The sequence below is a fragment of the Microbacterium sp. Soil_C_42 genome (assembly GCF_057656735.1).
The window spans coordinates 64,013-77,410 of the sequence record NZ_JBDGJU010000019.1; the positions used below are offsets into that span (position 1 = coordinate 64,013).

At 71.6% G+C, this 13,398-nt stretch carries 14 protein-coding genes; 12 read left to right on the forward strand and 2 right to left on the reverse strand.

All coding sequences use genetic code 11. The annotated features are described in order from the left end of the window. Positions 1 to 49: 49 nt before the first annotated feature. Positions 50 to 658, reverse strand: a complete 609-nt coding sequence (locus tag AC3A46_RS12495) for a TetR/AcrR family transcriptional regulator (protein WP_487665470.1) — start codon at positions 656 to 658, stop codon at positions 50 to 52. Positions 659 to 769: 111 nt separating this feature from the next. On the opposite strand from AC3A46_RS12495, the gene AC3A46_RS12500 reads away from it, so the two are divergent. From AC3A46_RS12500 to AC3A46_RS12550, 11 genes are all read left to right on the forward strand, one after another. Beyond that, positions 770 to 1,504, forward strand: coding sequence for an enoyl-CoA hydratase/isomerase family protein (locus AC3A46_RS12500; RefSeq protein WP_487665471.1), 735 nt, complete (start codon positions 770 to 772; stop codon positions 1,502 to 1,504). Continuing rightward, positions 1,504 to 2,382: a 3-hydroxyacyl-CoA dehydrogenase family protein gene (locus AC3A46_RS12505; protein ID WP_487665472.1), complete on the forward strand. Its 879-nt coding sequence runs from the start codon at positions 1,504 to 1,506 to the stop codon at positions 2,380 to 2,382. Before AC3A46_RS12500 ends, AC3A46_RS12505 begins: the two co-directional genes overlap by 1 nt. Next, complete coding sequence (paaZ, locus tag AC3A46_RS12510; RefSeq protein WP_487665473.1) at positions 2,379 to 4,496, forward strand: phenylacetic acid degradation bifunctional protein PaaZ; 2,118 nt, start codon at positions 2,379 to 2,381, stop codon at positions 4,494 to 4,496. The genes AC3A46_RS12505 and paaZ overlap by 4 nt, the downstream gene beginning before the upstream one ends. A gap of 142 nt (positions 4,497 to 4,638) precedes the next feature. Next, positions 4,639 to 5,064, forward strand: coding sequence for a hydroxyphenylacetyl-CoA thioesterase PaaI (gene paaI / locus AC3A46_RS12515; RefSeq protein ID WP_487665474.1), 426 nt, complete (start codon positions 4,639 to 4,641; stop codon positions 5,062 to 5,064). 20 nt (positions 5,065 to 5,084) lie between these two features. Next, a complete protein-coding gene (paaK, locus tag AC3A46_RS12520) occupies positions 5,085 to 6,395 on the forward strand; it encodes a phenylacetate--CoA ligase PaaK (protein ID WP_487665475.1) in 1,311 nt (436 codons plus the stop codon). A 69-nt stretch (positions 6,396 to 6,464) separates the two neighbouring features. Then, a complete protein-coding gene (gene paaA, locus AC3A46_RS12525) occupies positions 6,465 to 7,484 on the forward strand; it encodes a 1,2-phenylacetyl-CoA epoxidase subunit PaaA (RefSeq protein WP_487665476.1) in 1,020 nt (339 codons plus the stop codon). Then, complete coding sequence (paaB, locus tag AC3A46_RS12530; RefSeq protein WP_342001176.1) at positions 7,481 to 7,786, forward strand: 1,2-phenylacetyl-CoA epoxidase subunit PaaB; 306 nt, start codon at positions 7,481 to 7,483, stop codon at positions 7,784 to 7,786. The genes paaA and paaB overlap by 4 nt, the downstream gene beginning before the upstream one ends. 110 nt (positions 7,787 to 7,896) lie before the next feature. Further along, positions 7,897 to 8,694 carry a 1,2-phenylacetyl-CoA epoxidase subunit PaaC gene (gene paaC / locus AC3A46_RS12535; protein WP_487665477.1) on the forward strand — a complete coding sequence of 266 codons (798 nt, stop codon included), beginning with the start codon at positions 7,897 to 7,899 and terminating at the stop codon, positions 8,692 to 8,694. Beyond that, positions 8,688 to 9,182 (forward strand): 1,2-phenylacetyl-CoA epoxidase subunit PaaD, encoded by a 495-nt coding sequence (paaD, locus tag AC3A46_RS12540; RefSeq protein ID WP_487665478.1) that lies wholly within the window; start codon positions 8,688 to 8,690, stop codon positions 9,180 to 9,182. Before paaC ends, paaD begins: the two co-directional genes overlap by 7 nt. Beyond that, positions 9,182 to 10,378, forward strand: a complete 1,197-nt coding sequence (paaE, locus tag AC3A46_RS12545) for a 1,2-phenylacetyl-CoA epoxidase subunit PaaE (protein WP_487665479.1) — start codon at positions 9,182 to 9,184, stop codon at positions 10,376 to 10,378. Before paaD ends, paaE begins: the two co-directional genes overlap by 1 nt. Positions 10,379 to 10,387: 9 nt before the next feature. Next, positions 10,388 to 11,149: an enoyl-CoA hydratase/isomerase family protein gene (locus AC3A46_RS12550; RefSeq protein WP_487665480.1), complete on the forward strand. Its 762-nt coding sequence runs from the start codon at positions 10,388 to 10,390 to the stop codon at positions 11,147 to 11,149. Positions 11,150 to 11,188: 39 nt separating this feature from the next. Here the strand turns inward: AC3A46_RS12550 and AC3A46_RS12555 are convergent, their stop codons facing one another. Next, complete coding sequence (locus tag AC3A46_RS12555) at positions 11,189 to 12,841, reverse strand: thiamine pyrophosphate-binding protein (protein ID WP_487665481.1); 1,653 nt, start codon at positions 12,839 to 12,841, stop codon at positions 11,189 to 11,191. A 151-nt stretch (positions 12,842 to 12,992) separates the two neighbouring features. Here AC3A46_RS12555 and AC3A46_RS12560 point away from each other — a divergent pair, with 151 nt between their 5' ends. Continuing rightward, positions 12,993 to 13,301: a hypothetical protein gene (locus AC3A46_RS12560; protein WP_487665482.1), complete on the forward strand. Its 309-nt coding sequence runs from the start codon at positions 12,993 to 12,995 to the stop codon at positions 13,299 to 13,301. Positions 13,302 to 13,398 lie beyond the last annotated feature (97 nt).

The following is a 13,398-nucleotide window of genomic DNA, read 5'->3' on the forward strand; positions in this document are numbered from 1 at the left end:
CCGCGTCCCTGAGCCCTGTGCAGGCTCGGGTGCGCGGCATCCGTGCGTGTCAGCGGGTGCGCATGCCGTCCAGTGCGACCGCGACGACGTCGTGGGCGAGGCGCTCGCGGTCGACGGCGCCGCCGGGCCGGTACCACTCGACGATCGAGTTGACCATGCCGAACACGAGTCGCGTGGTCACGGCGCCGTCGACGTCGGCGCGCACCTGCCCCGCACGCTGCGCCTCCGTCACGAGCGCGGTCACGCGATGGTCGAACGCGCGCCGCCGCTCGAGAGCCGCGCGCTCGACGTCGCTGTTGCCGCGCACGCGCAGGAGGAGTGTCACGTAGGGGAGCTTGTCGACGAGCACGAGCACGGCGCCCCGCAGCACGGCGCCGAGCCGCTCCGCCGAGTCGCCGGCGGAGGCCCCCGGCTGGTCGAGCACGCCCTCGAGTCCGTCGAGCGCTTCGTCGAGCGCGAGCGCGAGGAGCTGCTCCTTCGAGTCGAAGTGGTGGTAGAGCGCCGACTTCGTGAGGCCCAGGCGTGAGGCGAGATCGGCGACCGACGTGGCGTCGTACCCCTGCTCGTTGAAGAGGGTGACGGCGACGGCCAGCACCTGATCGCGGTCGTAGCCGGGGCGTCCGCGTCGCGCGGGAGAGGTGTCGGTGCTCGCGGACATGCGCCCAGTCTCGCACCCGTCGACGTCGGCGCCGCGCGACACGGTGACATTACTGAACGATCGATCAGATATTATGGTCGAGACCGCGACGAAGCGATCGAGAGGATGCCGATGCCTGAGCCGCTCAAGGTCGAGCGCCGCGAGGACCGCGTCGTCGCGACGCTGTCGCGGCCCCAGGTGCGCAACGCCATCGACCACGACACCATCGACCGGCTGCATGACCTGTGCGGCGAGCTCGAGCGCGAGCCGCGCACGCTCATCATCACGGGCTCCGATGGTGTGTTCGCCTCCGGCGCGGACATCGCCCAGCTGCGGGAGCGCCGCGCCGCGGACGCGCGCCGGGGGATCAACACGCGGGCGTTCACGCGGATCCGCCACCTGCCGATGCCCGTCATCGCGGCGATCGACGGCTACGCCCTCGGCGGGGGCGCCGAGCTCGCCTACGCGGCCGACATCCGCATCGGCTCGCCGAACCTCAAGATCGGCAACCCCGAGACCGGCCTCGGCATCATCGCGGCCGCCGGTGCGACGTGGCGCCTGCCCGAGATCGTCGGCGAGGCGCGGGCGGCGGAGCTGCTCCTGACCGGACGGATCCTGGATGCCGGCACCGCCGTCGAGTGGGGACTGGTGTCGTCGCTGTTCGAGCCGGGCGATCTCCTCCCCGCCGCCCACGCGATCGCCGACCGGATCGCGCGCAACGATCCGCTCGCGACGCGCCACACGAAGACGGCCCTCCTCGCCCCGCGCGCCGCGCACCCCGAGATCGAGCTGGAGCTGCAGGCGCAGCTCTTCGAGAGCCCCGAGAAGGACCGCCGCATGACCGCGTTCCTCGAGAGGAAGCACTGATGGGCGCCGCCGACGACAGCACCTCGGGGGTGCCTGAGCGGGTCGGGGTGATCGGCGGTGGGCGCATGGGTGCGGGCATCGCGCACGCGTTCGTGCTCGCCGGCGCCGACGTGGTCGTCGTCGAGCGCGACGCGGACGCGGCGGGGGCAGCATCCGCTCGACTCCTCGAGAGCGTGCGTCGCAGCGTCGAGCGCGGCACCGCCGATCGCGGGTTCGACGCGCTCGCCGCGGCGATCGGGACGGCGACGGATGCTGCGGCTCTGGCCGGCTGCGGTCTCGTGGTGGAGGCGGTCCCGGAGGATCGGGAGCTCAAGCTCGACGCCCTCGGGCGTGCGGAACGCGTGCTCGCGCCGGAGGCGGCCCTGGCCACCAACACGTCGTCGATCTCGATCGACGACCTCGCATCCGCTCTGGACCGGCCCGAGCGCTTTCTGGGGCTGCACTTCTTCAACCCCGTGCCGGCGTCGCAGCTCGTGGAGGTCGTGACCGGCACCATGACCGATGCCACGCTCGTCGACGCGGCGAGAGGCTGGATCGCGGCGCTGGGCAAGACGCCGGTCGTCGTGCGCGACAGCCCGGGGTTCGCATCGAGTCGACTCGGCGTCGCGCTCGGGCTCGAGGCGATCCGCATGCTCGAGGAGGGCGTCGCCTCGGCCGCCGACATCGACGCAGCGATGGAGCTCGGGTACCGGCATCCGGTCGGTCCCCTCCGCACGACCGACCTCGTCGGCCTCGACGTGCGCCTCGGCATCGCCGAGGAGCTGCACCGCGAACTCGGGGAGCGCTTCGCGCCCCCGGAACTGCTCAGGCGCCTCGTCGCCGACGGACATCTCGGCCGCAAGACCGGCCGCGGCTTCTACGAATGGAGTGACAAGTGACCGACACCCTCCCCAGCTACCTGCGCGACGCCTGGTGGACGCCCGCCTCGGCGACCGGTGCGACGGACGTGCACGACGCCTCGACCGGTGAGGTCGTGACGCGCGTCAGCACCGACGGGATCGACCTCGCCGGCGCGATCGTCCACGCCCGGACCATCGGCCAGGCGAGCCTCGGCGCGCTGACGTTCCATCAGCGTGCGCTGCTGCTGAAGGAGTTCGGCATCGCGCTGACCGCGCGCAAGGAGGAGCTCTACGAGCTGTCCAAGCGCGCCGGCGCGACCACGCGCGACTCGCTGAGCGACGTGGACGGCGGCATCGGCGTGCTCTTCACCTACTCGTCGAAGGGGCGGCGCGAGCTGCCCAACGCCCAGGTGTACCTCGACGGCCCGGTCGAGCCGCTGTCGAAGGACGGCTCGTTCCTCGGGCGCCACGTGTACACGCGGCTGCCCGGCGTGGCCGTGCAGATCAACGCCTTCAACTTCCCGATGTGGGGCGCGCTCGAGAAGTTCGCCCCCGCGTTCCTCGCGGGCCTGCCGACGATCGTGAAGCCCGCGACGCCGACGGCGTACGTGGCCGAGGCGTGGATGCGGATCCTCGTCGAGACCGGGAAGCTGCCGGCCGGCTCGCTCCAGCTGGTGAGCGGCGCCGTGCCGGGGCTGTTCGACCACCTGGGGCTCGGCGACCTCGTCGGGTTCACCGGGAGCGCGTCGACGGCGTCCCGGCTTCGCGAGCAGGCGGCCCCGGGCGTCAGGTTCACGAGCGAGACCGACTCGATCAACGCGTCGGTGCTCGGCCCCGACGCCGTCCCGGGCACGCCCGAGTTCGATGCGTACGTCACGCAGCTCATGGTCGAGCTCACGACGAAGGCGGGGCAGAAGTGCACCGCGATCCGCCGCGCCATCGTGCCGGCGGACGCCGTCGAGCCGCTCGTCGGAGCCCTGCGCGACAAGATCGCCGAACGCGTCGTCGTGGGTGATCCCCACGCCGACGGTGTCACGATGGGCCCGCTCGTCTCGCTCGCGCAGCGCGACGAGGTGCTGCGCGCCGTGGGCGAGCTCGAGGCCGCGGGCGGTCGCATCCTGCTCGGGACGACGGATGCCCCGGACGTGACGCTCGCCGACGGCTCGACCGGTCCCGCCCGCGACGGAGCCTTCCTCACGCCCATCGTGATCGGGTTCGAGGGCGCGGCCGACGCACTGCCCGACGCGGTGCACGACGTCGAGGCCTTCGGCCCCGTGGCGAGCGTGCTCGCCTACCGCACGGTCGATGAAGCGGCCGACCTCGTCGGCCGCGGCGGCGGGTCGCTCGTGACGAGCGTCGCGACCGCTGACCCCGCGGTCGCCGCGACTCTGCTGGCCCGCACCGCCGCCTACAACGGACGCCTGCTGTTCCTCGACCGCGACGACGCCCGCACGTCGACGGGCCACGGCGCGCCCGTGCCGCACCTCGTGCACGGCGGGCCCGGCCGCGCCGGAGGCGGCGAGGAGCTCGGCGGCATCCGCGCGGTGCTGCATCACATGCAGCGCACCGCGGTGCAGGGCTCGCCCGCGATGCTGACGGCGCTGACCGGCGTCTGGCATCAGGGCGCAGCATCCCGATCCGATCGTCACCCGTTCCGCAAGTCGCTCGCCGAGCTCGCGGTCGGCGACCAGATCGCCTCGCCCCTGCGCTCTGTGACCCTCGACGACATCGAGACGTTCGCGAACTTCACCGGCGACCTGTTCTACGCCCACATGGACGAGGAGGCCGCCGCCGCCAACCCGTTCTTCCCGGGCCGCGTCGCCCACGGCTACCTGCTCGTCTCGTGGGCGGCCGGGCTCTTCGTCGATCCCGATCCCGGCCCCGTGCTCGCCAACTACGGCCTCGAGAACCTGCGGTTCATGACCCCGGTGTCGCCCGGCGACGAGATCCGCGTGGTGCTCACGGCCAAGCAGATCACCCCGCGCGAGACCGACGAGTACGGCGAGGTGCGGTGGGACGCCGTCATCCTCAACCAGCGCGACGAGATCGTCGCGACCTACGACGTCCTCACGCTGGTCGCGAAGACGCTGGCGGATTCGGATGCTGCCGCCGAGGCATCCGTCGCCCCGGTCTCTGCCGAGGTCACCGCATGATGCCCGCGTCAGCTCCGCGCGGTCGAGATCGGCGTTCGCGGTCGGAGTGTTCGGCGGCGGATGCCGGTTTCGGCAGCGCATGCGGAGGAACCGATGCGGATGGGGCAGCGGATGCCGCTGCTGGCAGCGTGGAGCGGGGCGCATGACCGACCCCGCCGCGCACTTCGTGGGCCAGCGCCGCATGCTGCAGCGCGACCGCGCGTCGGCCGCGCTCGGCATGGTCGTCGAGCGCGACGAGCCCGGCGAGGCGGTCGTGTCGATGCCGGTGCGGGATGACATGACGAACGGGTTCGCCATCACGCACGGCGGCATGGTGTTCGCGCTCGCCGACACGGCGTTCGCGATGGCCTGCAACGAGAGCGGCGACGTGACGGTGGCCGCCGGCGCCGACATCTCGTTCCTCAAGGCCACGCGCGCCGGCCAGACCCTCACCGCGCACGCGCGGCGCCGCATCCTCTCCGGGCGCACCGGCCTCTACGACGTGACAGTGACCGACGAGACCGGCGACGTGGTCGCCGAGTTCCGCGGTCGGTCGCTGACGACCCGGCGCACCCACCCCACCGACTGACCCGACGAAGAAGAGGCGACATGTCGACGATGACAGTGAACCTGGCAGCCCCCAGCGACACGCTCGATCCCGAGGAGCGACTGACGCGCGACGAGATCCGGGCGCTGCAGCTCGAGCGACTGCAATGGACCGTGCGTCATGCGTACGAGAACGTGCCGCTCTACACGCGCAAGCTCGATGACGCCGGCGTGGCGCCCGGCGACATCCGCTCGCTCGAGGACGTGCGTCTGCTGCCGTTCACGACGAAGGAGGACCTGCGCCAGACCTATCCCTTCGGCATGTTCGCGGTGCCGATGGACCAGGTGCGCCGCATCCACGCGTCGTCCGGCACGACCGGGCGGCCTACGGTGGTCGGCTACACGCAGGGTGACCTCGATCGCTGGGCCGCGCTCGTCGCCCGCTCGCTCCGCGCCAGCGGCGTGCGGCCGGGCATGAAGGTGCACAACGCCTACGGCTACGGTCTGTTCACCGGCGGTCTCGGCGCGCACGCCGGCATCGAGCGCCTCGGCGCGACCGTGATCCCGATGTCGGGCGGGCAGACCGCGCGGCAGGTGCAGCTGATCGGCGACTTCGAGCCCGACGTCATCATGTGCACGCCGAGCTATCTGCTCACGATCGCCGACGCGATGGTGGCGGCGGGGATCGACCCGACCTCGACCTCGTTGAAGGTCGCGATCCTCGGCGCGGAGCCGTGGACGAACGAGATGCGCGTCGAGCTCGAGCGCCGCATGGGCGTCGACGCCGTCGACATCTACGGGCTCAGCGAGGTCATGGGGCCGGGCGTCGGCAACGAGTGCGTCGAGACCAAGGACGGCCCGCACCTGTGGGAGGACCACTTCCTGCCCGAGATCATCGACGACGACGGGATGCCGCTTCCCGACGGCGAACGCGGCGAGCTCGTGTTCACGTCGCTGACGAAGGAGGCGTTCCCGGTGCTGCGCTACCGCACCCGCGACCTCACCCGGCTGCTGCCGGGGACCGCCCGCCCGGGCATGCGGCGCATGGAGAAGATCAGCGGCCGCAACGACGACATGATCATCCTCCGCGGCGTCAACATCTTCCCGACGCAGATCGAGGAGCTGGTGCTCGGCATCGAGACCCTCACGCCGCATTTCGTCATCGAGCTCACCCGCGAGGGCACGCTCGACGCCATGGCGGTGCGCATCGAGCGCCACCCCGACCTCTCGCGCGAGACATGCGAGGCGGCCGCCGACGTGCTCGCGCAGCGCATCAAGACGCACATCGGCTCGACGGTCGCGGTACGGCTCGAGGAGCCCGGAACGCTGCCGCGCAGCGAGGGCAAGTACCAGCGGGTCTACGACCTGCGCTGAACGGCGGGAGCGGGCACCCGTCCTGTCGAGGTAGACTTACTGAACGAACGGTCTGTAAATAAGGAGTCGATGATGACGACCGAGGTGCTGATCGACGAGGCCGCCGAGCAGGCGGCGTTCGACGCGATCATCGAGGCCGACTCGCGCATCGAGCCGCGGGACTGGATGCCGGCGGCGTATCGCAAGACGCTGATCCGGCAGATCTCGCAGCACGCGCACTCCGAGATCATCGGGATGCAGCCCGAGGGCAACTGGATCTCTCGCGCGCCGAGTCTCAAGCGCAAGGCGATCCTGATGGCGAAGGTGCAGGACGAGGCCGGACACGGCCTGTACCTGTACTCCGCCGCCCAGACGCTGGGGATCACGCGCGACGAGATGACGGAGCAGCTGATCGAGGGCCGTGCGCGGTACTCGTCGATCTTCAACTACCCGACCCCGACGTGGGCCGACATGGGCGCGATCGGCTGGCTCGTCGACGGCGCCGCGATCTGCAACCAGGTGCCGCTGTGCCGCGCCTCGTACGGTCCGTACGGCCGGGCGATGGTGCGCATCTGCAAGGAGGAGTCCTTCCACCAGCGGCAGGGGTTCGAGATCCTGCTGACGCTCATGCAGGGGTCGCCCGCGCAGCGCGAGATGGCTCAGGATGCCGTGAACCGCTGGTACTGGCCGAGCCTCATGATGTTCGGGCCCCCTGACGACGCGTCGCCGAACTCGGCGCAGTCGATGGCATGGAAGATCAAGCGGTTCTCGAACGACGACCTCCGGCAGAGGTTCATCGGGATGCTGGTTCCCCAGGCCGAGGTGCTGGGCGTGAGCCTTCCCGATCCCGAGCTGCGGTGGGACGAGCAGGCTCAGCGGTGGCACACGAGCGAGATCGACTGGACGGAGTTCCACGAGGTGCTCGCCGGCCGTGGGCCGATGAATGTGGAGCGCATCCGCAACCGCCGTCACGCCCACGAGGAGGGCGCGTGGGTGCGCGAGGCCGCCGCCGAGTACGCCCGCAAGCAGCAGCTCACGTCGCGGTCGTCGAGCGAGGAGCGCAGCGACGAGACGACACGCCGTGAGCCGAGGACGGAGGTCTCATCGTGACAACCCCAGGTGCTTCGCCGCGCGAGTCGTGGCCGCTGTGGGAGGTGTTCGTGCGGGCGAACCGCGGGCTCAGCCACGTGCACGCCGGATCGCTGCACGCGCCGGATGCCGAGCTCGCGCTGCGCAACGCCCGTGACCTCTACACCCGCCGGGGGGAGGGCACCTCGATCTGGGTCGTGCCCGCCGACGCGATCACCACGAGCGACCCGGATTCGAAGGGGGCGTTCTTCGAGAGCCCCGCGGGCAAGAACTACCGCCATGCCACGTACTACACGGCGTCGGAGGGGGTGCCTCACCTGTGAGCACCATCGGTCACACGGGTGTGGGGCGCGATTCGTCCGTTGGGGCGGAGAATGTCCGCCCCGACGGAGAGAACGCGCCCCGAACCGGGGAAGAACCCACGCATGGCGACGTGACCGTCGAGCAGCTCGAGCTGTCGGCCGAACTGGCCGGGGGCGAAGGTCGCGCGGCGACGGCGGACGTCGCCGAGTACGCGCAGTGGCTCGGCGACGACGCGCTGGTGCTGTCGCAGCAGCTCGGCGCGTGGATCGCCCGCGCCCCCGAGCTCGAGGAGGACGTCGCGCTGGCGAACATCGCGCTCGACCTGCTCGGGCACGCGCGCTCCTTCCTCCGCTACGCCGGCACCTACGACGACCGCACCGAGGACGACCTCGCGTACTGGCGCGACGAGCCGGACTTCCGCAGCGCCTGGCTCTTCGAGCAGCCCAACGGCGACTTCGCGCAGACGATCGCACGTCAGCTGGCGGCATCCGTGTATCTGTTCGAGCTGTACACGGCGCTGCGGAGATCGTCCGACGAGACGCTCGCCGCGATCGCCGCGAAGGCGGTCAAGGAGGTCGAGTACCACCGCGACCACGCCGTGCAGTGGACCCTCCGCCTCGCGGGCGGCACCGACGAGTCGCGGCGGCGCATGGTCCGCGCGATCGGCGACGTGTGGCCGTACGTGGGCGAGCTGTTCCGCGACGAGCCGCTGATCGAGCGCCTCGAGGGCGTCGCCGTGCGGCCGTCGGCGCTGCAGCCGGCGTTCGACGCTGTGATCTCCGCGGTCTTCGCCGAGGCCGAGCTCGACGTTCCGGCCACTCCGATGTCGTCGGCCGGCGGGCGCCGCGGGTCGCACTTCCCGACGATGGGCTCCCTGCTCGCCGAGATGCAGGTGCTCGCGCGGCAGCACCCGGGGGCGACATGGTGACCGGGCCGGCGACGGCCGAGCGGGCGTGGGAGGTCGCAGCATCCGTTCTCGATCCCGAGGTTCCCGTCCTCACGATCGAGGATCTCGGCGTGCTGCGCGACGTCACCGTCGACCACGGGCGCACGACCGTCACGATCACGCCGACCTACTCGGGCTGCCCCGCGATGGACGCGATCCGCGACGACGTCGTGCTCGCCCTCACCTCGGCGGGCTTCGCCGACGTCGAGGTGCGCCTCGTGCTCGCCCCCGCGTGGACGACGGACTGGATGACGGATGCCGGCAAGCACAAGCTCGTCGAGTACGGCATCGCCCCGCCCACCGGGCGTGCGGCGGTGAGCGGGCCGATCCGGCTGCAGCTGTCGGTCCGGTGCCCGCGGTGCGGGTCGCTCGACACGCGCGAGCTCGCGCGGTTCGGGTCGACGTCGTGCAAGGCGCTGTACGAGTGCCGCGCGTGCCTCGAGCCCTTCGACCACTTCAAGGTCCACTGATGCGCTCCGACCCGACCTCGGCGAGCGAGAACGAGCGCATCGCCGAGACGCTGCTCACCACCGCTGTCGGCGGCCCGCGCGGCGCCAAGCATCGCGCACGGTTCCACACGCTGCGGGTCGCGGCGGTGCGGCCGCTCACGGATGCCTCGGTGGAGGTGACCTTCGCGATCCCCGAGGAGTCGCGGGACGCGTTCGACTACCTCGCGGGTCAGCACGTGGCGCTGCGGAAGGTCCTCGACGGCCACGAGGTGCGCCGTTCGTACTCGCTGTGCCGCGCGGAGGACGCGGGTGGCGGCGGGGATGGCCCGCGCACCATCAGCGTCGCGATCAAGCGCGATTCGGGCGGCCGGTTCTCGACCTGGGCGCAGACCGAGCTGAGGGTCGGCGACGAGATCGACGTGATGAGCCCGCAGGGCACGTTCACCTCGAAGCTCGGCGACCTCGACGACGCGCACGTCGTGGGGATCGCCGCGGGGTCGGGCATCACGCCGCTCATGGCGCTCGCCGCGACGGTGCTCGCGCGGTCGCGCTCGTCGCGGTTCACGCTCGTCTACACGAACCGCTCGAGCCTCGACGTGATGTTCCTCGACGAGCTCTCGGACCTCAAGGACCGCTATCCGACCAGGCTGGCGCTGCACCACGTGCTCTCTCGCGAGCAGCGCACCGCCCCGCTGCTGTCGGGCCGCATCGACGAGCCGCGGCTGCGGCGGATCCTCGGCGACCTCGTGCTGCCCGACACCGTCGACGAGTGGTTCCTGTGCGGACCGTTCGAACTCGTGCAGCTGTGCCGCGACACCCTCGCCGACATCGGCGTCGACCCCGCGCACGTGCGCTACGAGTTGTTCACGACGGGCGAGGGGGAGCGCGCCGAGCCGTCGGCGGGGCGCCCGGTCGTCGTCGCGGAGGACGAGCCGGTGCGCCGCATCGAGTTCACCCTCGACGGGCAGTCTCAGGCCGTCGACAGCCCGGTCGCCGCGCGCGAGTCGATCCTCAACGCCGCGCTGCGCGTGCGCCCCGATGTGCCGTTCGCGTGCGCCGGCGGGGTGTGCGGCACCTGCCGTGCACGCCTGCTGCACGGGTCGGTCACGATGACGGAGAACTACGCGCTCGAGCCCGACGAGCTCGAGCGTGGCTACGTGCTCACCTGTCAGTCGCATCCGACCACCGATACTGTCGTCGTCGACTACGACGTATAGGAGGAACGAATGATCGAACTGTCCATCACCGGCGACGTCGCCGAAGTCGTCCTCAACGCCCCGGCGAAGCTGAATGCGCTGTCGCTGCGCGAACTGGGGGAGATGGATGCCGCGTACCGCAGCGCGGAGGAGTCCGGGGTGCGTGCGCTCGTGCTGCGCGCCGAGGGCCGGGCGTTCTGCGCCGGCCGCGACATCGCGGGCGTGGATCCGGTGACCGACGACGTGCCCGAGTACCTCGCGGGCGTGGAGACGCTGATGCGGCGGATCGCCGCGTTCCCGGCTCCCACCTTCGCGGCCGTCCACGGCGCGTGCCTGGGCGTGGGGCTCGGCCTCGCGATCGCGACCGACGTCGTCTACGTCGCTGACGACGCGAAGATCGGCTCCCCGTTCGCGAGCCTGGGCGCGATGCTCGATTCGGGCGGCCACGCCCTGCTGTACGAACGGCTCGGCGCTCACCGGGCGCTGGATCTCATCTACACCGGCGCGATGATGTCGGGTGCCGAGGCTGTGGCGGCCGGCCTGTTCAGCCGCGCGATGCCCGTCGAGGAGGTCTTCGACTTCACGCTGCAGCGCGCAGCGCTCGCCGCGGCCGGACCGACTGCTGCCTTCGTCGCCTCGAAGCGGCTGATCGCTCGCTTGCGCGGCGAGCGGCTGTGGGATGCCGTCGCCGAGGAGGCCCGCGGCCAGGAGGCTCTGCGCAGCACAGCCGACTACCGCGAGGGTTTCGCCGCCTTCCAACAGAAGCGCAAGCCCGACTTCACGGGGGAGTAGGTCACCCGCGCGCAGGGATCCGTGGCGAGTCCGCCAGGGCTACGAGTTCACGCGGATGATCTCGCGCTGATACGGCGCGATCACCGACCCCGAGATGCGGCAGTCGAGCACGAGGAAGCGACGGGATGCTGCGGGCTCGGCCGTCCACTCCGCGAGCCGGTCGAGGTCCGCCAGGGTGCGGACGACGACGCCCTCGGCGCCGACGCCGGCCGCGAGGGCGGCGAAGTCGACCTCGGGGATGAGCATCGGCTCCTTCGCGAGGCCCTTGAGGCCGTAGAGGTTGATCTCGGCTCCATAGGCGGCGTCGTTCCACACCACCGCGACCCCGCGGCCTCCGGCGACCCGAACGGCGGTCTCGAGGTCGGCGAGGGCCATCAGCCCGCCGCCGTCGCCCGTCGTCAGCACGACGGTCGCCGAGGGCTTCGCGAGTGCGGCGCCCGGCACCGACGGCCACCCGAGGCCGATCGACTGGAACGCCGTGCCGACCATCGTCATGCGATCGGGTGACGCGACGGGCCAGTACATGTTCGCCCAGCCGATGAAGTGGCCGCCGTCCGAGACGACGACCCGGTCCTGCGGCAGCAGCCCGCCGATGCGCGCGGCGACGGTCCGCGGGTCGAGTCGGCCATCGGGGGCGACGCCGTCTCCTGCCTCATATGCGCGCAGCGGCATGAGGTCGACGGACTCGCGCCAGCCGCTCGCCGTGTCGCCGCGGGCCTGCAGGCCCGCGGCGACGGCACGGGCCACGACCGCGGCGTCGCCGCGCACGTAGCCGCCCACGTGCGGGTGGGTCGCGGCCGGCGCGACGTCGACCTGGAACACGCGGGTGCCGGGCGCGAACAGGTCGCCGAAGCGCATCGTGAACTGGTTGAGGGACGCCCCGAACACGACGGCCACATCGGCCTCGCGGACGAGTTCCATGGCGCCCTCGGCCCCGAAGCCGCCGGTGACGCCGAGGTCGAACTCGGGGCGCGGGAAGATTCCGCGCCCGAGCGCGGTCGAGGCCGTGACGGCTCCGACCGCGTCGGCGACGTCGCCGAGGGCCTCGCCGGCGCCCGAGATCCATGCTCCCCGACCCGCGAGCAGGAACGGTCGCTCGGCAGCGGCGAGCGCCGCGACGAGTCCCTCGACCGCGCCTTCGGCGAAGGGCCCCGCGGGCACGAGGGGAGCGGGAAGACGCGGCTGCGGAGCCTCGGGAAGCGGGCCGGCGTCACGTGCGGCGACGTCGTAGGGGATCGCGAGCACCGTCGGCACCCGGTAGGTGAGCGCGTGCTCGATGGCGATGATCGTGGTGGCCGCAGCATCCGCCCGCCCGACGGTATAGGTGCGCGCGCCGACAGCCGATGCGAGGGCGATCTGGTCGACGTCCCACGGGCGCGGCCCCGAGGTCGGCTCGTCGCCGACCACGAGGACCAGGGGAACGTGCGCCTGCACCGCCTCGGCGAGGGCGGTGAGCGTGTTGGTGAAGCCGGCGCCGTAGGTGGCGGTCGCGGCGGCCAGGCGCCCGGACGCGCGGTGGTACGCGTCGGCGGCGACGACGCCGCCGGCCTCGTGGCGCACGGCGGTGAAGTGCACGTCGGTGGAGCGCTCGAGCGCGTCGAGGAAGTACGCGTTGCCGTTGCCCATCACGCCGAAGACGTGGTCGATGTGGCGGGCGAGGGTGAGGGCGACGTGCGCCGAGACGGTGCTCATGGCGGGAGACATGGCGATGCCTTTCGAGACGGAACGGATCGAGAGCCGTATGTGTCTCGCGCGTGCGCGCTGCGTGCCCATTTTTCGAGCACCGGCGGGCGACGGTGCCACCGGACGTGACGAGTATAGGACTTCGGGCAGGATGGGAGTCATGAAGACGACTCAGCTCCGCCGGTACACGCTCGTCGACGGGGAGTACGACGCCTTCGTCGCGTGGTGGAACGAGTGGATGCCTCGGGTGCGGCCCGCCGCCGGCTTCACGATCGAGTTCGCCTACGGCCTTCCCGAGACGAACGAGTTCGTGTGGGCCGTGAGCGCCCCCGGCGACGAGGACGCGTTCGCCGCCCTCGAGAAGGAGTACCTGGCGTCCGAGTCGCGGGCCGAGGCGTTCGCCGGAGTGCCGCAGCGCGTCGCGGAGTACAACATCCGCCTCGTGACCGAGTACCCGACCGGGGGCTGACGAACAACCGCTGGGCTAGCTGTGATGTCCAGGCAGGTTGTTGAGTCTGCTGAAGGGTGGGGCTCCGATGGCGGAGTGGCGCCTGTGCTGATTGTAG